General features: G+C 68.3%; 15 protein-coding genes. 2 read left to right on the top strand and 13 right to left on the bottom strand.

What is annotated here, in order from left to right; translation table 11 throughout:
* Positions 1 to 39 precede the first annotated feature (39 nt).
* From GF405_08345 to GF405_08300, 10 genes are all read right to left on the bottom strand, one after another.
* A complete protein-coding gene (locus GF405_08345; protein MBD3368161.1) occupies positions 40 to 1,272 on the bottom strand; it encodes a lipoprotein-releasing ABC transporter permease subunit in 1,233 nt (410 codons plus the stop codon).
* A 31-nt stretch (positions 1,273 to 1,303) separates the two neighbouring features.
* Complete coding sequence (gene lysS / locus GF405_08340) at positions 1,304 to 2,734, bottom strand: lysine--tRNA ligase (GenBank protein ID MBD3368160.1); 1,431 nt, start codon at positions 2,732 to 2,734, stop codon at positions 1,304 to 1,306.
* 100 nt (positions 2,735 to 2,834) lie between these two features.
* A protein-coding gene (locus GF405_08335) for a peptide chain release factor 2 (GenBank protein MBD3368159.1) occupies positions 2,835 to 3,927 on the bottom strand; the annotation gives its coding sequence in 2 pieces (ribosomal slippage) (positions 2,835 to 3,857 and positions 3,859 to 3,927; 1,092 coding nt in all).
* Complete coding sequence (locus GF405_08330) at positions 3,924 to 4,532, bottom strand: dephospho-CoA kinase (GenBank protein MBD3368158.1); 609 nt, start codon at positions 4,530 to 4,532, stop codon at positions 3,924 to 3,926. The genes GF405_08335 and GF405_08330 overlap by 4 nt, the downstream gene beginning before the upstream one ends.
* A 3-nt stretch (positions 4,533 to 4,535) precedes the next feature.
* The gene (polA, locus tag GF405_08325; protein ID MBD3368157.1) at positions 4,536 to 7,232 is read right to left on the bottom strand and encodes a DNA polymerase I; all 2,697 of its coding nucleotides are present in this window, start codon (positions 7,230 to 7,232) and stop codon (positions 4,536 to 4,538) included.
* Positions 7,229 to 7,807, bottom strand: coding sequence for a nicotinate-nucleotide adenylyltransferase (locus GF405_08320; protein MBD3368156.1), 579 nt, complete (start codon positions 7,805 to 7,807; stop codon positions 7,229 to 7,231). Before GF405_08320 ends, polA begins: the two co-directional genes overlap by 4 nt.
* Before the next feature lie 31 nt (positions 7,808 to 7,838).
* Positions 7,839 to 8,597 (bottom strand): outer membrane protein assembly factor BamD, encoded by a 759-nt coding sequence (gene bamD, locus GF405_08315; GenBank protein MBD3368155.1) that lies wholly within the window; start codon positions 8,595 to 8,597, stop codon positions 7,839 to 7,841.
* 13 nt (positions 8,598 to 8,610) lie between these two features.
* Complete coding sequence (locus GF405_08310; protein ID MBD3368154.1) at positions 8,611 to 10,125, bottom strand: PorV/PorQ family protein; 1,515 nt, start codon at positions 10,123 to 10,125, stop codon at positions 8,611 to 8,613.
* Between the two features lie 26 nt (positions 10,126 to 10,151).
* Positions 10,152 to 11,792, bottom strand: a complete 1,641-nt coding sequence (locus GF405_08305) for a hypothetical protein (GenBank protein MBD3368153.1) — start codon at positions 11,790 to 11,792, stop codon at positions 10,152 to 10,154.
* A 128-nt stretch (positions 11,793 to 11,920) separates the two neighbouring features.
* A complete protein-coding gene (locus GF405_08300) occupies positions 11,921 to 12,952 on the bottom strand; it encodes a hypothetical protein (protein ID MBD3368152.1) in 1,032 nt (343 codons plus the stop codon).
* A 154-nt stretch (positions 12,953 to 13,106) separates the two neighbouring features.
* Between GF405_08300 and GF405_08295 the strand changes: the two genes are divergently transcribed.
* On the top strand, positions 13,107 to 13,619 hold the full coding sequence (locus tag GF405_08295) for a hypothetical protein (protein MBD3368151.1): 513 nt from the start codon (positions 13,107 to 13,109) through the stop codon (positions 13,617 to 13,619).
* An 83-nt stretch (positions 13,620 to 13,702) separates the two neighbouring features.
* On the opposite strand, the gene lpdA is transcribed toward GF405_08295, so the two are convergent.
* On the bottom strand, positions 13,703 to 15,085 hold the full coding sequence (gene lpdA, locus GF405_08290) for a dihydrolipoyl dehydrogenase (GenBank protein ID MBD3368150.1): 1,383 nt from the start codon (positions 15,083 to 15,085) through the stop codon (positions 13,703 to 13,705).
* A 188-nt stretch (positions 15,086 to 15,273) separates the two neighbouring features.
* On the opposite strand from lpdA, the gene GF405_08285 reads away from it, so the two are divergent.
* Positions 15,274 to 16,410 carry an aspartate kinase gene (locus GF405_08285; protein MBD3368149.1) on the top strand — a complete coding sequence of 379 codons (1,137 nt, stop codon included), beginning with the start codon at positions 15,274 to 15,276 and terminating at the stop codon, positions 16,408 to 16,410.
* On the opposite strand, the gene GF405_08280 is transcribed toward GF405_08285, so the two are convergent.
* Both GF405_08280 and GF405_08275 read right to left on the bottom strand, forming a co-directional pair.
* Entirely contained in the window at positions 16,392 to 17,921 is a 1,530-nt protein-coding gene (locus GF405_08280) for an amidohydrolase family protein (GenBank protein ID MBD3368148.1), read from the bottom strand. The genes GF405_08285 and GF405_08280 overlap by 19 nt on opposite strands.
* A 9-nt stretch (positions 17,922 to 17,930) precedes the next feature.
* Positions 17,931 to 18,320 (bottom strand): GWxTD domain-containing protein, encoded by a 390-nt coding sequence (locus GF405_08275; protein ID MBD3368147.1) that lies wholly within the window; start codon positions 18,318 to 18,320, stop codon positions 17,931 to 17,933.
* Between the last annotated feature and the right edge of the window lie 43 nt (positions 18,321 to 18,363).

The raw sequence follows: 18,363 nt of genomic DNA, 5'->3' as shown, positions 1-18,363 counted from the left end.
TCGGCGACCTCGAGCCGTGCCCTCACCTCGTGCACGCGACTACTCCCTCCTGATGGCCTCGACCGGCTCGAGACGCGAGGCCTTCCAGGCTGGATAGAGGGCCGCCGCGAAGCTGATGGCGATGGCGGCGGCCGCGACGACGACGAAGTCGATGGGACGCATCTCGACCGGCAGGGTCTCGATCGGGTAGACGTCGCCCGGCAGCGTCACGAACTGGTAGCGGTCGATGAGCGTCGCGAGTACCCAGCCGCCGACCAGCCCGAGAATCGTACCGAAGAAGCCGACGACCAGCCCCTCGAAAACGAAGATCCTGAGGATCGACCCGGCCCCCGCGCCCATCGACTTCATGATGCCGATGTCCTTCGTCTTCTCCATCACGACCATGATGAGCGTGCTCGCGATATTGAAGGCGGCCACCATGATGATGAGCGACAGGATCCAGAACATCACCTTCCTCTCGGTCCGCATCCAGGTGAAGAGGTTCCTGTTGAGCTCGATCCAGTTGTTCGCTCTGTACGGGAAGCCGCCGAGGGCCTCCACGGCCGACCGCGCGACCGACGGCGCCTCGTACGGATCGTCGATGCGGGCCGAGACGCCCGTCACGCCGTCTCCCAGCCTGAAAAGTGACTGGGCATTCGCCAGGTCAATGTACACGAGCATCTGATCGTATTCAAACATCCCCGAGTTGTAGAGCGCGGCCACCTCGAAGGACCGCACAGAAGGCATGATGCCCATCGGCGTGACCCGGTAGTCGAACGGCGACGAGATCGCCACCGTGTCGCCGACGGTCGCGCGGACGCGCTCCGCGAGCTCGTCGCCGAGGACGATCTTCGGCGTCGCTCCCCCGGGTGCCTCGAGCGTCTCGATCCTCGGCTCGACGTTCGCGTCGAAGTCGGTCACCTCAGACTCCAGCGCGACGTCGATGCCCCGCACGACGACGCCGTCCGAGCTTCCCGGACCCTTGAGAATGGCCTTCGAGTACGTGAACGGGGACGCGGCGACCACGCCGTCGACCGCGGCGAGTCGCTCCGTGACGCCTTGATAGTCGCGGATGGGATCGCTGCCGTACCGCAGCAGGATAACGTGAGCGTTGATCCCGATGATGCGCTCGTGGATCTCCTGTTCGAACCCGTTCATCACCCCGAGCACGACGACGAGTGCCATCACGCCGACCATGACCCCGACGATCGAGATCACCGTGATGATCGAGATGAACTTCGTCTGACGCTTCGCCCGGAGGTACCTCCAGGCGACGAACCACTCGAACGACATCCCCGTCTCCAGGTCCCTTGCCGTACGTCGTTTAGTCCCCCGCCTCGTGCCGCATCGCGGGGAAGAGGATCACGTCGCGGATGTGTGCGGAGTCGGTGAGCAGCATGACGAGCCGGTCGACGCCTATCCCTAAGCCCCCCGTCGGCGGCATGCCGTGTTCGAGGGCCATCAGGAAGTCCTCGTCGATGCCCTGAGCCTCCGCGTCGCCTCCTGCGCGCTGCTTCTCCTGGAGCTCCAGCCTGGCGCGCTGCTCCACCGGATCGTTGAGTTCCGTGAAGGAGTTCCCGATCTCGATCCCTGCGATGAACGGCTCGAACCTCTCGACGATGCCGGGCGTCTCCGGCTTCTCCTTCGCCAGCGGCGAGATCTCCTTCGGGTAGTCCATCAGGAAGGTCGGCTGCACGAGGTTCGGCTCGACGAGTTCGGAGAGAGCCTCCTCGATGAGCCCGGCGCGGTCTGCGTCCTCCGGCATCTCGACGCCTGCCTTCCGGAGCGCGCTCCTGAGGTCGTCGGCCGGGGCGTCCGCCCCCACCCCGAGGGCCCCTCTGAGCGCGTCGTCGACGGTCAGCCTCCGCCACGGCGGCGACAGGTCGATCTCGGTGCCCTGCCAGGACACCGTCGTGCCGCCGGTCGCCTCCGTCGCCGCCGCGACGATCATCGCCTCGGTCAGCTCCATCATGTCCTCGTAGTCGGCGTACGCCTGGTAGAGCTCGAGCTGGGTGAACTCGGGGCTGTGGGTCCTGTCCATCCCCTCGTTCCTGAAGTCCTTGCCGATCTCGAAGACCCGTTCGAGCCCGCCGACGATCAACCGCTTGAGATAGAGCTCGTCCGCGATGCGGAGGTAAAGGTCGGCGTCGAGGGCGTGATGGTGGGTCACGAACGGCGACGCGAAGGCGCCCCCGTAGATCGGCTGGAGGATCGGCGTCTCCACCTCAAGGAAGCCGCGCTCGTCGAGGAAATCGCGGATCGACCGGACGACGGCGCTCCTCGCCAGGAAGACGCGCCGGCTCTCCGGGTTCGCGATCAGATCGAGGTACCGGCGCCTCGACCGGACCTCGACGTCCTTGATGCCGTGCCACTTCTCGGGCAGCGGCCTGAGCGCCTTCGACAGGACGACGACCGACTTCACGCGGACGCTGATCTCCCCCGTCCGCGTCTTCATGACCTCGCCCTCCGCACCGACGTGGTCTCCGACGTCGAGGAGCTTCCACACCGCGAACGCCTCGTCGCCCACATCGTTCTGCCGAACGAAGAGCTGGACCTTCCCTCCGGCGTCGGCGATGTCGGCGAAGCCGGCCTTCCCGTGCGACCTGATGCTCATGAGCCGTCCGGCGACCGTCACGCGCTCCCCCTCGAGCTCGTCGAACGCGTCGACGATCTCACCGGTGAAGTGCGTTCTGGCGAAGCGCCGCGGGTACGGGTCGACGCCCGCCTCCCTCAGTTCCTCCAGGTGATGCCTCATCTCGGCCGTCACGCCGCGTTCGCTGCTCTCCACGGAACTCCCTCCCGCCCGCGCGGCCGACCGACCGGTTCCGGCGGGCGCCTTCTGACCGGAGCGTTCGCTAGCCGGTCGCCTTCAGATACGCCTCGATGAACGCGTCGATGTCACCGTCGAGGACGCCGTCGACGTCCGACGTCTCGGCGCCGGTGCGTGTGTCCTTCACGAGCTGGTACGGGTGCAGAACGTACGACCGGATCTGGCTTCCCCACGCGATCTCCTGCTTCTCCCCGGCCGCCTTCTCCTGCTCCTTGCGCTGTTCCTCCTCCTTGAGCGCGTACAGCCGGGACCTCAGGACCTTCATCGCGTTCTCGCGGTTGCGGAACTGCGATCGCTCGGCCTGCGAGGAGACGACGATCCCGGTCGGCTCGTGCGTGATGCGCACGGCCGTCGAGCTCTTGTTGACGTGCTGTCCGCCCGGGCCGCTCGCCCTGAAGAAGTCCAACTTGATGTCGGCGTCCGAGATCTCGATCTCGACGTCGTCCTCGACCTCGGGATACGCCGCCACCGACGCGAACGACGTGTGCCGGCGGTGCGCGGCATCGAACGGCGAGATCCTGACCAGACGGTGGACGCCCGACTCCGCCCGAAGGTAGCCGTACGCGTACGGCCCCTTGACGAGGAGCGTCGCGCTCTTGATGCCGGCCTCGTCCCCGGGCTGCAGATCGATCACGCTTGACTCGTATCCGCGGCCGTCGCACCACGCCGTGTACATCCTGAGCAGCATTCCCGCCCAGTCGGCCGACTCGGTCCCGCCTGCGCCGGGGTGGATCGCGAGGATCGCGTTCCGGCTGTCGTTCGGTCCCGACAGCATCTTCCGGAACTCGAGCTCGCTCAGGAGCTTCTCCACCTTCTCGGTCTCGGCGCGGGCCGCCTCCTCCGCCTCTCCGCCCTCCTCCTCGGCCATCTCAGCCAGCGCGGCGGCGTCCTCCAGCCGTCCGGCGACCTCGGCCAGCGGCTCGAGCCACGCCTTGACGGCGTTGAGCTCGTCGAGAACGGTCTTGGCCCTCTCCTGGTCGTTCCAGAAATCGGGCTCCGCGGTCAGAGCCTCGAGCTCGGCGCGGCGCCTCTCCTTGTCGGCGACGTCAAAGATGGTCCTCGAGTTCCTTCAGCCGCCGAAGAAGCTCTTCGTTCCTGCGCGTGTGCTCGCTGCTCATGCCTCCTCCTTCCGGGCGAGGGCGAGGATGCGGCGCCAGACCTCGTCCGCGCGCTCCTCGAGCTCGGCCAGCGTCCCCTCGTTCCTTATCACGATATCGGACATGTTCGCCACCGCTTCCGGGTCCATCTGCCGCGCCATGCGGGCCAGGACGTCCTCACGCGTGTACCCGGCGGCGACGAGCCGCTTCACCCGGTCCTCGACCGGGGCCACGACCGCGACGACGACGTCGAACGCGTCGAGGATGCCCCATTCGGCCAGGAGCGCGGCGTCGACGACCACTATCTCTGCGTCGTTCTCGCGGAGCCGGCGCAGGAGCTCATCGACGAGCGGCGGATGGACGATCGTGTTCAGCCGGTCGGTCGCGACCTCTGAGGCGAACGCGAGCTCCGCCAGCCGGGCGCGGTCGAGCGTTCCGTCCGACCGGACGATGTCCTCCCCGAACGCCCCGACGAGGCGGTCGAGGAGCGGACCGCCCGGTTCGAGAAGCTCGCGGGCGATGTCGTCGGCCGTCAGAACGTCCGCACCGTGCGAGGCGAAGCGCGCCGCGACGACGCTCTTCCCGGCGCCCATGCCCCCTGTCAATCCCACCGCGAATCGGGTCATCGGTCAATGCGCCTCGTACCAGTTCGGGCCGGTGAACGTGTTGACGACGATGGGGACGTCGAGCTCGAAGCCGGCCGGCGCCTCCATCTCCTCGCGGACGGCCGCGTCGACGTGCTCGACGGCGTCTGCGTCGACCTCGAGCACCAGTTCATCGTGCACCTGAAGCACCATGTCGGCCGGGAGACCGTCCGACGCCAGCCGTTCGTCGAGTCCGATCATGGCGACCTTGATCATATCGGCGGCGCTCCCCTGGATCGGCGTATTGACCGCGGTCCGCTCGGCGAGGCCGCGGATCCGGGCGTTCTCCGAGTCGAGTCCCGAGATCGGCCTCTTCCTGCCGAGGATCGTCGTGGCGTACCCCTCGGCGGCCGCCCGTTCGACGACCTCGTCGGTATACTCGGCGACGCCGGGATACGTCTCGAAGTAGCGCTCGATGAAGTCGGCCGCCTCGTCGACGTCGATCGAGAGCTGTCTCGCGAGTCCGTACGGGCTCATGCCGTACATGATGCCGAAGTTGACCGTCTTCGCGAGGTCGCGCTCGCCCGGCTCGACATCGCTTTCATCCTTGGCCAGGATGAGGGCGGCCGTCGACAGGTGGACGTCCTTGCCCTCTCTGAAGGCCCTGATGAGCGTCTCGTCGCCCGAGAGATGGGCCATCAGCCTGAGCTCGATCTGCGAGTAGTCGGCCGAGAGGAGCACGCGTCCGCGCTCCGCGATGAAGGCCTTCCTGATCTGCCGTCCGAGCTCGGTCCTGATGGGGATGTTCTGGAGGTTCGGGTCCGAGCTCGACAGCCGCCCTGTCGACGCGACCGTCTGATTGAACGTTGTGTGCACCCGCCCCGTCTCCGGGTGGACCAGCTTCGGAAGCGCGTCGAGGTAGCCGCTCTTGAGTTTGATGAGCTGGCGGTACGAGAGAATGAGCTCCGGAACCTCGTGAAGCCCGCGGAGTCCCTCGAGAACCCGGACGTCCGTCGAGTATCCGGTCTTGGTCCGCTTCCCCTTCGGAAGTCCCAGTCGCTCGAACAGGACCTCTCCGACCTGCTTCGGTGAATCGATGTTGAACTCGACCCCGGCGCAGTCGCAGATCCGGGCCCTGAGGTCGTCGAGCTCGCCGCCGAACCGCTCGCCCAGCTCGTCGAGGAAGGCCGCGTCGATCAGCACGCCCCGCTGCTCCATGTGCGCCAGCACGGGCACCAGCCTCAGTTCGACGTCACGCAGGAGCGGGCCCAGCCCCTCGTCCTCGATCCGGCCCCGCAGGAGCTCGGTCAGACGATAGGCGACGTCGGCGTCCTCGCACGCATAGTCGCGCGCTCCGTCCGACGGGACGGCGTCGAACGAGAGCTGGTTCCTCCCTTTTCCGATGAGCTCCTCGATCGGCGTCACGCGAAGCGACAGGTAGTCCATCGCCAGCGCGTCGAGTCCGTGCTGCCTCCGACCGGGGTCCAGCAGGTACGAGGCGATCATCGTATCGAAGCTGATCGGGGCAAGGGTGACGCCCGCCGCCATGAGGACGCGGTAGTCGAACTTGAGATTCTGACCGTACTTCTCGACCGTCGGGTCCTCGAGGAGCGGCCCGAGACGGTCGAGCACCGGAGCGCGGTCGAGCGACACGCCGCTCTCGTGACCGATCGGCACGTACCAACCCTTTCCGGCGCTCGTCGAGACGGCCACTCCGGCGATGTCGGCCGAGATCGGGTCGAGCGATGTCGTCTCGAGGTCGACCGCGAACCCGCCGGACGAACCGAGCTCGCCGACGAGCCGGTCGAGCGCTTCCAGCGAGTCGACGAGACGGTAGTCGTCGTCCCGCTCGCCGCTCCCGGGGGCGACGCGGCGGACGAGCGAATTGAAGCCGTACCGCCTGAAGAAGTCCGCCGCGCGTCTCCCGTCGAACGGCCCGAGCTCAAGCTCGTCGAGCTCGACCTCGACGGGCGCGTCGGTCGCGATGGTCACGAGCGACCTCGAGCGGAGCGCGTCGTCGGCGTGCGTCGTGAGCTTCTCGCGCCGTTTGGTCCCGCCGACGCTCTCGATGTTCTCCAGGATGTCCTCGACCGCCCCGAACTCCCGAACGAGCGAGACGGCCGTCTTCTTGCCGATTCCCGGAACCCCGGGAACGTTGTCGGAGGTGTCGCCCATGAGGGCCAGGACATCGACGACCCGCTCGGGCGACACGCCGAAGCGCTCGACGACCGTCTCCGGATCGTACGTGATGTCCTTCCGGGGATCGACCACGCTGACCTCGTCGCTGACGAGCTGAAGGAAGTCCTTGTCGCCCGAGACGATGACGGGCCGGAAGCCGCGTTCGACACCGGCGACAGCCAGCGTCCCGATGACATCGTCCGCCTCGTACCCCGGAAGCTCAAGGACGCGGAGTCCCAGGGCACCGACGAGTTCCTGGATGTCCGGGAGCTGGTCGATGAGTTCGTCGGGCGGCGCCTCGCGTGTCGCCTTGTAGTCCTCGTACTCCTCGTGACGGAACGTCGGCTCCGGCCGGTCGAATGCGACGGCCGCGTGCGACGGCTCGAGTTCGTCGAGTATCTTCAGGAGCGAGGTCGCGAACCCGTACAGGGCGCTCACGTTTCTACCGGAGTCGTCCGTCAGTGGGCGCCGGATGAAAGCGTAATGAGATCTGTAGGCCAGAGCGGTCCCGTCGACCAGCGCCAGAACGGGGCCGCCGCGGCCGCTCGTCGCGGGGTTCGTCATGAGTAGAGGCTCTTCTCTCTTATGTAGGACTCGACGGAGGCCGGAACCTGGTAGCGGATCGTGCGGCCCGCGCGGACCCTGCTGCGAATGTCTGTCGCCGAGACACCGACGAAGGGCATGTCGAGCATAACGGTGCGCCCGAGAACGCGTGGATCGGCGTCACCCGGATCGACGCCGGGCCTTGGAACCACCGCGAAGCGGCACTCCTCGAGCAGGGCCTCGGGGTCCTTCCAGGTGAGGAACTGCGTGAGGCTGTCGGCGCCCATGACGAACCAGAGGTCGTCGACGGCGTACCTGGTCCTGACCTCGCGGACCGTCTGGATCGTGTAGGAGGCGCCGGGACGCGACGCCTCGAGATCGGAAGCCTCGAGCGCGGGGTTGTCCGCGATCGCCAGCCGGACCATCTCGAGACGGTCCTCGAACGGTGAGACCGACTCGCCCTCCTTGTGCGGAGGGCGCGCTGCCGGGATGAGAACCACGGAGTCGAGGCCGAGTTCGTCGACGGCCGTCTCGGCGGCGATCAGGTGAGCGACGTGCACGGGGTCGAACGTACCCCCCAGAATACCGAGTGCCAGACCGATCGCCTCCCTCTCGAGGGCCAGCGCGCTATGAACCGGACCCGCCGCCGTCCTGAGGGCTCGGTTCGCCGGCCTCTTCGGGGTAGAGTTCGTCCAGCCGGCCGCGGACCTCGTCGGCCCGCGCCGTCTCGCCCGCCTCCCTCAGGCTCCGCTCCCACGTCCGGAGCGCGCGCGGCGCCCAGGGGGTGTCGGGATAGTCCTCGACGACCTGCTCGAAGTAGACACCCGCCGCGTCGACGTCGTTCAGCGACAGATAGAGCTCGGCCGAGAGAAAGAGCTTCTCCGCCAGACGGGCACGCAGCTCGTCAACGAGTTCCTCGGCGTCCGAAGCGAACGCGCTGGCTGGATAGGTCGCCAGGAAGCTGTTGAGCTGCGAGAGCGCCCTCCGGGTCATCGTCTGATCGAGTGACGCGGGCAGCGACTGCTCATAGTAGGTGACCCCGAGCTTGTAGCGGGCCTCCGGCACAAGCGGCGACTCTGGATACTCCTGCGTCAGGCGAAGGTACTCGTTCTCGGCGAGGGCGTACTCCCGGACCGCTCTGTGCGCGTCTGCGAGACCGAGCAGGGCGTCGTCCGCCTCCGGCGAGAGCGGGTACGTGTCCGTCACGCGCCGGAAGGCCTCGACCGCGATGAGATAGTCCTCGGCGGCCATCGCCGCGACGCCTGCCTCGTAGGCGCTCTCGGCCGTCGCCTCGGACAGGTCGGGCATCGGCGAGCACCCGAAGAACGCCGCTACGATGAGACCGAGCGACAGGGCCACTGTCAGCCTTCTGGATGGTGTCGTCACACGTCCCCCCGTGCTAATCGGACGATCTGCTTGTGTAGAAGAGGTAGATCAGGCCCCCGACGATACCGGCCACGACGACGGGCTCGAGCACCTTGTCCCATCCGCCGGCTTCGAGGGGCGGCGTCGTGAACTCCTGCCCGGGCGTCACAAGCTCGGGGATCCTCGACCCCCGGACGACGTCCCGTCGCTCCCGCTTCGCGCTTCCGGCCCAGAGCACGGACTGCGAGAGATCGGAGAGCTGAAAGTGGATGTCGACGGCCGCGCGACGCTCGACCTTCCTCGTTCCGACGAGCCACTCTCTCCAGACCCTCGGATAGGACATCTCGCAGGCGACGATGCGGTACGAGACCTGATAGGTCACCTCCGGGTCCTCCGAATCGTCGGCGTTCCCGCCGGTCATCTTGCCCGAGCGAACGGGATGCCCGCGGTCGGTCAGCTCCGCCGTCAGAAGCGACTGCACGAGCCAGCCCGCCCCGTGCGACTCCGACTGCTGAATGTAGACGGGGGCACCCTCCGGGATGTTCATCCGGTCGACCGCTTCCTCGATCGTCTCCGCGACGAGGTCGCTGAGCACCGTGAGGTTCGTCTTCGGTACCGGTGGCTCGCTCAGACCCTCCCCTTCCTCGGTGACGGAGCCCATCGCGGCGGGTCCGCCGAAGGCCGCCGACAGAGCGACCTGGTGCGTGGCGCCGAGGTCCGACGGCCGGTAGGCGTAGTCGAGCATCCAGCTCTCGGACCAGCTGAAGCCGACGCCCGCCGAGTACGGCGAGAGCGCCGAGTCGGCGCCTCCGGTCAGGCCGGCCCGCAGGTCGAGGTACGGCAGCGGCGAGTACTCCACGCCGAACCGCACGCCCGCATCCATGTCGTTCTGCTTCTCGACGTCGAGCGCCAGCAGAACGTCGCGCCAGCGATACGAAGCGCCGCCGACGAGCGTCACCGGGAGCGGGTCGCTCTCGTCGCCGAACTCCATTCCGGGACCGAGGTGTCTGACGGCCGCGCCGAACGACAGCCTGTCGGTTGGAAGGTAGACGACGCCGGCGTCGAGCGCATACGACGAGGCGTCGTCGTCGCCGAGCGTGCTCGCGATGTACCTGACGTCGGCGCCCACCGCGAGGTTCGCGCGAAGCAGGTGCGAGTAGCCGACGGCACCGGCGAAGTCGCCCGCCTCGAACGAGCCCTCTCCCGTGTTGTCCCAGGACAGCGAGCCCTGTTCGAGCGCCACTCCGACGACCCCGCTCGATCCGAGCGGGCGGGCGTAGGTCGCGTACTGGTACGACGCGTCGTCGAGCCAGGAGGCGTGCGCGACCGACACGAGCTGTCCCCCCACTCGGGACAGGCCCGCGGGGTTCCAGACGAGGGCGGCTCTGCCGTCGACGATCGCGGCGGATGCTCCGCCCATCGCCGCCGACCGTGCCCCGAGACCGACGCCGAGGAACTGCGCGCCCGATGTTCCCGCCGACACGGCCTCATCGGCTCCGGCCGCGGCGAGGATGACGCAGAGAAGGACCGCGATGCTCATCTTCGACATGTCGTGAACCTCCCGACCAAGTGATGCTATTTGACGACGGCGACCTTGCGGACGATCTCATCACCGTCCACACGCGTCAGAAGGAAGTAGACCCCGCTCGCGACGGTCTCGCCGTCGGCGTTCGTGCCGTCCCATGTCACGGCGGAGCCGGCCTCCGCGGAGAGCGAGACGATGAGCGCACCCGATATGCTGTAGATGTCGACCTCGACGGCGCCGGACGAGTCGCCCGGATCGACGGTCACGGTCTCACCCTCGCCCGGATCGAAACTGTTCCGGTCGACCGAGAAGCCCGACGATGAGGCCGGCGTATCCTCGACCGAGACGAGAACCGACGAGTCCGCAACGGAGTGGAAGTAGTCGGAGGCGACGATGCGCACGCGCTCGGGACCGACTGGAACGTAGGTGTTCGACGCGGATACCGTGTACGTCACCTCGTAGCTTCCGTTGCCGAAGTCGCTGACCGTCACGCCCTCCTCATCGAACTCGCTGTCGATCTGGTAGAAGAACGCGTCGATATTGTAGCCGCCCTGGTCCCAGATCGTCTCAATCGTGACGGTCTCCCCCGGCTCGTAGACGGAATCGTCGTCGGTGACGGAGGAGGACGAAAGCACGGGAACGGCGACATCGAAGTAGACATCGAACTCCAGAGGAGCGGGCGTGCTCGAGTCCGTGTTGACATGCCCCTTCCCGTCGGCCGTGAGTGTGCCGTCGTACGCCCTCAGTCTGATGCCGACCGACTCCTCGGCCACGTCGAGAGTGCACGCGGGGCAGCTGACGTCGAACGACCACGTGAAGGCGCCGGGCACCGACCCGTGCTCCACGAGGGAAACCCGTGTCCACGTTGAGTCGTCCGCGGTGTACTGGAGCGAGTCCACGCCGGCCCGGTCGTAGACCCAGCCGGTCAGCGTGACCGTGGTCGTGTCGGTCGCGACGATTCCGGTCGTGTCGGGGGCGCTCGAGCCGATCGACGGCGGGTCCGTGTCGACGTCGATGATGCCGCCTTCCATGGCGCCGTTCCCGGCCGCGTCGAGCGTCTCGACGCTGATACTGTATGTCGTGTCGGCGACCGTCTCGCCGCCGCTCATCCCGTCCCATGTCACCGAGACGCTCCCGGCGTTCGTCGACTGGAAGAGGGACTCGACGAGGGATTCACTATCATCGAGGACGTCGACGGTCACCAGATCGCCCGACTCGGCGCCGCTGACGACGAACCTGACGAACAGGCTGTCCGAGACGCCGTCCCCGTCCGGCGTGAAGCGGCTCGGCGTAACGCTCAGCCCCGTGATCTCGGGCGCCCGCGTGTCGAGCACGACGGACAGTGTTCTCCGCTCCTCGTCGGCGGTCGCGGCGAAGGTATAGACCCCGTCGTCGACGACCGTACCTCCCGTTCCGCGCCCGTCCCAGGCGAAGCCGTAATCCCCGGCGTTCTGGAAGCCCGACCAGAGCTCACGGACGGTACCGCCCGCGGTGTCCTCGACGGCGACCACGGTCCAGACCGAGTCGGAGAGCGTGTACGACAGGACCGTCTGGTCGTACGTCCCGTCCCCGTTCGGTGAGAAGGGGTTCGGGATGACGGACAGGTCGCTCAGAAGTGCGCACCGGACGGGCAATGCGGCGGCCAGCACGACCAGGAGAGCCACGCCGCCGGGTCCGAGCGGCTTCGACATCACAGAGCCTCCTCCAGCTTCCTTGAGAGAGCGGTCGTCCCGCGCCCCGAGCGGCGCGTAAGGTGACTTAAGGTGATACTCCGCCAGAGGATACAACGTCCGACGGCGGAGGTGTCAAGAGCAAAGCCTCAGAAATGAAGCACGGCCGACAGGAGATGCCGAGGACGCCCTCCGTCCGCCAGAAGCACCGCGTAGTTGAGAACGTACTCGTCGCCCGGCGGCGCTCCGCGAGCGCGCCAACACGGCCTCATCGGGATCGCTCCGGCCCCGATGCTCAGGACGTTCCGGTCGCCCCCGTCCTCCCTGAACGCCCCGGCGCGCAGTGCGCCGCGGTTCCAGAGATTCCACTCGAGGCCGGCTCTCGGTTCGAGCGAGGTCTCTCCGCTCTTCTCCGCGAGGTCCCTGAGGTCGAGCGTGATGGCGAGGGGCTCCCGCGGGCGCCAGGCGATACCGGCGTTCATCGTCCTCGGCCCGATTCCCTCTATCCTGCTGCGGTAGTCCCCGAACTCCGCGGGGACGTCGACGTAGGTCAGTCCGACGGTGACCTCGTCGTTCGGCCTCAGAAGCGCCCCGTAGGAACGGCCCGTCCCGAAGCGGCGCTCGCCGCCGTCGTCCCGAGTGAAGAGCGTCAGCGCCATCCCTATCGAAACACGGGAATCGAGGCGGAAGGAGACGACGGCGGTCGAGTAGTAGGCGGACAGAAGATCACCCGCGTCGGCCAGGCCCTGCGACTCGACGAGCGCCACCGGATCGAGGTGCTCCTCGAGGAGGACGACGCCCGCCGAGAAACCTCCCCTTCGGAAAGAAGCCGACTTGAGGAGGGCGCCCACCGCGACGAGCGTCCGCTCGGGAAGATCGAGTTCTTCGAACTGATCGCTCTCGACGCCCGTCAGAAGGCCGGTCTCCCGGATGACGGCGGGCCCGCCGAGGATGTTGACATGCGCGCGGAAGCCGCCCGATGTGATGCAGTCCGGCGGACTGAACGCCGCGGGGTTCCAGAGCGCGCCGGCGATCTGGTCCTCGACGGCCATGAAGGCCCCTCCCATGCCGAGCGGCCGCGCTGCGCTGGTGCTTACGCTTCCGACGCCGCGGCAGGCCACCGGCGTCAGGAACAGCGTGGCGACGAGCGCCGTCGAGAGGACCGTTCTGCGGACCTTCACGTCCATCCCTTCCATGGTGCGGAGTATAGCACCCGGCCGGGGCGCCCGCCACCGTCGCGCCTTCTGATTGCCGTTGACAGCCCGCGCGGCCGCTCGTACCATCTGAAGGGAAGCTCAGGCTCGTTCGCGTGCAATGCAGAAAGGTGGGATTCACATGAAACGGAGCATCTACGTCGTGATGCTTCTGGCTCTCGTCGTTTCGGTCGCGGCCGCCGCGCCCCCGTCCGGCACGCCCGATACGGGGTCTTCATCGCCCCCGGCGGGCCGTGCTGCGAGCAGGGCGGGCTTCGGCGGTGCCAGCGAGACGACCATCACAGGACTCGTGACCGGCAAGGACGGTACGCCGATCACCGACGTGACAGTCAAGCTCTACGTCGGCGGCCTTCTGATGAGCGAGGCGCCCGTCGAGGTCGACGGCACCTTCGAGATGACCGAGCTGATCGACTACGGGAGCGACGTGACGATCGACCTCTGGTTCGTCCCCGAGGATCCCGATCTCGTCATGGAGAACATCCTCCTCAAGGAGAGCTCAGCCGCCGTCGCCCACGAACTCTACAGCGACTGCATCCCCAGGTCACGCCTCGACCCGATCACCGACGTCGTCGTCACGCTGGTCGACCTCGATACGAGGAACGAACGGCTGGGTCGCCGGGACTGCCTCGACTAGCACCGACCGCCTTCACGTACGAAACAGGACAACGCCGCGCCCGACCGGGCGCGGCATTGTCGTGTCGGCGACGCCCCTGGGCGTCACAGCGAGTGGATCGAGAGACCGTCGACGGCCTCGCACGCCTCCATGACGGCCTCGGGAAGTGTCGGATGCGCGTGGATCATCTCCGCGACCGCCTCCGCCTGGACCCGCATCTGCACCCCGAGAGCGATCTCGTGCACCAGTTCGCTGGCGCCCGGTCCCGCGATGACGCCGCCCAGCAGGACGCCGTCGTCCGCGTCTGCGATCACCTTGACGAATCCCGTGCCCTCGCCCTCCGCGACCGCTTTGCCCGAGGCGGCGAACGGGAAGCGCCCCGTCGAGATGTCGAGGCCCTGATCCCGGGCCTCGCTCTCCGTCACGCCCACGCTGGCCACCTCGGGGTGCGTGAAGGTGACGCGCGGCACGGTCCGGTAGCTCATCGTCGTCTCCCGGCCGGCCGCCCGCTCGGCCGCAACGATCCCCTCGCGCGACGCGACGTGGGCGAGAAGCCACCCGCCGACGAGGTCGCCGACGGCAGCGATCCCCTCGACCGACGTCCGCATGGCGTCGTCGACCACGACGGCCCCGTCCTTCGTCGCCAGACCGAGCTCCGGGATCCCCGCGCCGTCGATCGCCGGACGCCGCCCCATGGCCAGCAGGACGCGCTCGGTGTTGACCTCGTCGCCCCCCTCGAGCGTCGTCGTGACCGAGTCGTCGCCGATTTCGATCCCCTCGACGCGGGTCCCGGGCCGCACGTCGACGCCGCGCTTCCTGAAAGCCGCCCGGAGCAGCCGTGCCGCACCGGGGTCCTCTCCGGGCAGGATCTCATCCAGCATCTCCACGAGCGTCACGTCGGTCCCCATCGACGAGTAGAAGCCGGCGAACTCACAACCGACCGCGCCGCCGCCTATGACGACGATGCTCCCGGGGATCCGGAGCCCGTCGAGCGCGTCCCGACTCGTCCAGACCCTGTCCCCGTCGTACGGGAAGGACGACGGAACGAGGGGGCCGGAACCTGTCGCCAGGATGATGTGCCCGGACTCGATGTCGACGCGCTCCCCGTCGCCGCTGACGACGACGGCCCCGGGCTCCGCGACGGACGCGTCTCCCCGGACGATGTCGACGCCGCGTTTCGAGAGGATCTTCTCGGTCCCGCTCCTGAGCCGCTCGACGACGCTCTCCTTGCGCTGTCTGAGGAGGTCCTGATCGGGTCTCGCGTCCTCGACGACCAGACCATAGTCCCCGGCGTTCCTCGCGGCGTCCAGTACGGCGGCGCTTCGCAGCAGGGTCTTGGTCGGAATGCAGCCCCAGTTCAGGCAGACGCCCCCGACGTCCTCCTTCTCGACGAGCGCGACGTCGAGCCCGAGCTGTGCCGCACGGATCGCGGCGACATAACCGCCGGGGCCTCCCCCGACGACCACAAGGTCGTATCTCTTCCCCATCGCGTCCTCCCTCTCAACCTGCCGGCACCGGTCCGCGTGCGTCCGTCGCGAGCGTATCGGCCCGCGGCATCCCGTGTCAACGGGCTGGCGGGACCGCGGTCCACGGCATCGGACCCCCGAAGCACGCGCGGCATTGACCCGTCTCACGGGATGTGCTACAGGAGAACGCCGCCAACGGAGGGAGCATCGTGGGGCTGATCGTCAGAAAATACGGTGGCACCTCGCTCGAGGGTCGCGACCGCATCATGAACGTCGCAGAGCGGGTCGCCGCGCTCCGCGCGGAGGGCCACGACGTGGTCGTTGTCGTGTCGGCACGCGGCGGCACGACCGACCTGCTGCTCGAGGAGGCCCGCGCCATCACGCCGGCTCCGGTCCAGCGGGAGCTCGACATGCTGATGACCGCAGGCGAGCGGATCTCCATGTCGCTTCTGGCCATCGCCCTCAACGCCATCGGCTGTCCCGCGATATCGTTCACAGGCTCACAGGTCGGCATCATCACGGACACGCGCCACACGGCGGCCCGCATTCTCGAGGTGCGTCCACATCGCGTCAGGAAGGAACTCGAACGAGGAGCGGTCGTGGTCGTCGGGGGCTTCCAGGGCGTCAGCACCACCAAGGAAGTGACGACGCTCGGGCGGGGCGGCTCCGACACGACGGCCGTCGCGCTCGCCGCGGCGCTCGAGGCCGAGCGCTGTGAGATCCTGACCGATGTCGACGCGGTCTACACGGCCGATCCGCGACGCGTGCCGGAGGCGCGCCCGGTGTCGGAGCTCTCCTACGAGGACATGGCCGAGCTGGCGCGCTTCGGCGCGACCGTGCTCAAGGAGGACGCGATCCTCTTCGCCGAGCGTAACGGGATCGCGCTCAGCATCGGCGCCAGCGACCGCGACGTGCCCGGGACGATCGTCCTCGAACGCCCCGCGTGCGACGACGGCGTGACGGCCGTGACGCACCTGACGGGAGCCTGGCTCGTCGTCTCCGACGAGAACCGTTCGGCCGACGCGGTCTCGCGACTCGAGGACTCAGGGCTTCGTCCCGTCGCGACGTTCTCCGTGGAGGGACGCACGGCCGTCGCGGTCGAGGGCGCGCCCGGAATCGCCCGGCCCGACGGGGCGCTCGACGTGACCCTCGTGTGTCTGACGGGATGTGAGGCCGGCTCGCCCCGGTCGATGAGGGCTATCCTCTCAGGCGTCGAGCGTGCCGGAGGGCGCATCGTGGCGGCGGCCGGCTCCGCCAGAACCGCCAGGGCGGCCGTCGAGACGGAGACGCCCGACGAGGTGCTTCGGGCTGTTCACGAGGAGCTCTTCTACGACGGACCGGAGTAGACCCGCCTTCCACGCAGGTAGACACCCAGCACCGAGATCCCGTCCACTTCCCCACCCGCCTCGACCGGGTCGCGGCCCAGGACCGTGAAGCTGGCCTCGGCGCCCGGCAGCAGCGTGCCGACCCTGGCCTCGTCGAACGCCAGCCGGGCGGCGCCCCGCGTGAAGAGGTCGAGCGCCTCGGCGGGCTCGATGCGGTGCTCGGGGGTCGGGTGCGCGACGGCCGCGGCCATCCCGCCGAGCGGGTCGATCGGGGTGACGTACGAGTCCGAGCCGCCGCCCAGCGGGATCCCGGCGTCGAGCATCGCTCTGAGTGGGTTCGTCGAGCGCATGCGCGCCGCCCCCAGGCGCCGCTCGTAGAGCCCACCGGGTCCACCCCAGAACCGCTCGAACGCCGGCTGCACGCACACGCCGACCCCGAGCCGGGCGATCCGGCTCAGTGCCGCAGGGCCGACGAGTTCGCAGTGTTCGATCCTGTGCCGCGCGTCGGCCGCCTCGCCGCCGGCCGCCCTCTCGAGACACCGGACGGCCTGGAGGATCGCACGGTCGCCGATGGCGTGGAGCGCGGTCTGCATCCCGCGGGCGTGCGCCCTCCTGAGGAACGAGACCAGCTCATCGTCGTCGAAGTAGAGGGTGCCGTCGCCCTCGCCGTCGTCGTACGGGCTCATCAGCGCTGCGCTGCGCGACCCGAACGAACCGTCGAGGAGGATACAGCCGCCGATCCTCGGCAGGCCGAGGGCGGCCACGCGGTCGACGTCGGTCGTCTGTGGATAGACAACGACGTCGACCGGGAGCTCGTCCTCGACGTCGAGCACGAGTTCGATCTCCCGGTCCTCCGGGTCGGAGCGTCCGACGAGGGCGTGAACGACGCCCGCCCCGGCACGAAGCGCCGCCTCCGAGGCGAGACGGAGCGCCCCGACCGCCTCCTCCCGCGTCACGAGCTCCGCCGAGACGGACGCCGCGAGGGAGTGCGCGTCGCGCGTGAGCGTCCCGTTGGGCGCTCCGGCGGCGTCGGTCACGACCCCCGTCGTCTCGGCCGTCAGCCCCATCAGCTCGAAGGCCGCGCTGTTGACGGCCGAGCTGTGACCGTCCCTCCGGCGAACGAAGACCGGGCGTTCTCCGACGGCCGAGTCGAGTTCCGACATCGTCGGGTAGCGCGGCTCGGTCAGCGTGTCGGGCTCGAACGAATGTGCCCTCAGAACCGGACCTTCGTGGTCTCGGGCCGCGGAACGCAGCAGCTCCAGTGCTTCCGCGACCTCGGAGACTCCGGAGAGGTCGACGCCGAGACCGAGAAGTCCCGTGCCCATCAGATGGACGTGTGCGTCGTGCAGGACGGGGACGGCAACGGCGCCGCGGGGAAGAGAGAGCGTTCGGCAGACGGAGTCCGGCTCGTCGGGCGGGCGTCCTCGGCCCGACCGCTGGACGCGACCGTCCGAGAAGATCAGCCAATCGGCCGGGTCATCGAAGGCGGTCGTGCGGATGGTGCCGGTGAGAAGGGTCTTCGAGTGCGGCAAGGGAGCGTCCTAGATCCTCGTTCTCTCGACGAGCGCGAACTCGCCGAAACCCTCGCGATCGACGAACACGAACTTGGTGTGCTCCCTGTAGTAGTACCAGACCTCCCAGGCGTTCAGCATGCGGCCGACCGGCTGAGACTCGACGTCGTCGGGCTCGCCGTACTGTATGTAGATGCGTCCCATGTCGGTCCGCCAGCCCGGCACCGTCGAGCGGAAGTGCAGGTTCGCGTATCCGATGCGCCGGATGAACTCGCGCCTGAACTCGTTGACACCGTCGTCGGGCGTCGGGTCGCGCGAGGCCCAGAACGCCTCCCATGCCTCGTCGCGCTGGTCGGGGGGCGTGTCGAGGAGCCGCTCGACCTCGTCCCGCGAGGCGACGTACCCTATCTGCTCGATCATCACATCGAAGTCGCCGCCCCAGCTCTTCGGCGAGGTCACCACG

The organism is Candidatus Effluviviaceae Genus V sp. (assembly GCA_014728125.1).
Lineage (GTDB): Bacteria > Joyebacterota > Joyebacteria > Joyebacterales > Joyebacteraceae > WJMD01.
The sequence above is the reverse complement of the archived record's forward strand: the minus strand, read 5'-3'. Positions and strand labels throughout refer to the sequence as shown.

What these genes read in the sequence shown, in the direction of transcription:
- GF405_08345 (MBD3368161.1), bottom strand. Translation starts at nt 1,272, where the DNA reads ATGTCGTTCGAGTGGTTCGTCGCCTGGAGGTACCTCCGGGCGAAGCGT.
- lysS (MBD3368160.1), bottom strand. Translation starts at nt 2,734, where the DNA reads ATGAGGCATCACCTGGAGGAACTGAGGGAGGCGGGCGTCGACCCGTAC.
- GF405_08330 (MBD3368158.1), bottom strand. Translation starts at nt 4,532, where the DNA reads ATGACCCGATTCGCGGTGGGATTGACAGGGGGCATGGGCGCCGGGAAG.
- polA (MBD3368157.1), bottom strand. Translation starts at nt 7,232, where the DNA reads ATGACGAACCCCGCGACGAGCGGCCGCGGCGGCCCCGTTCTGGCGCTG.
- GF405_08310 (MBD3368154.1), bottom strand. Translation starts at nt 10,125, where the DNA reads ATGTCGAAGATGAGCATCGCGGTCCTTCTCTGCGTCATCCTCGCCGCG.
- GF405_08305 (MBD3368153.1), bottom strand. Translation starts at nt 11,792, where the DNA reads ATGTCGAAGCCGCTCGGACCCGGCGGCGTGGCTCTCCTGGTCGTGCTG.
- GF405_08295 (MBD3368151.1), top strand. Translation starts at nt 13,107, where the DNA reads ATGAAACGGAGCATCTACGTCGTGATGCTTCTGGCTCTCGTCGTTTCG.
- lpdA (MBD3368150.1), bottom strand. Translation starts at nt 15,085, where the DNA reads ATGGGGAAGAGATACGACCTTGTGGTCGTCGGGGGAGGCCCCGGCGGT.
- GF405_08275 (MBD3368147.1), bottom strand. Translation starts at nt 18,320, where the DNA reads ATGATCGAGCAGATAGGGTACGTCGCCTCGCGGGACGAGGTCGAGCGG.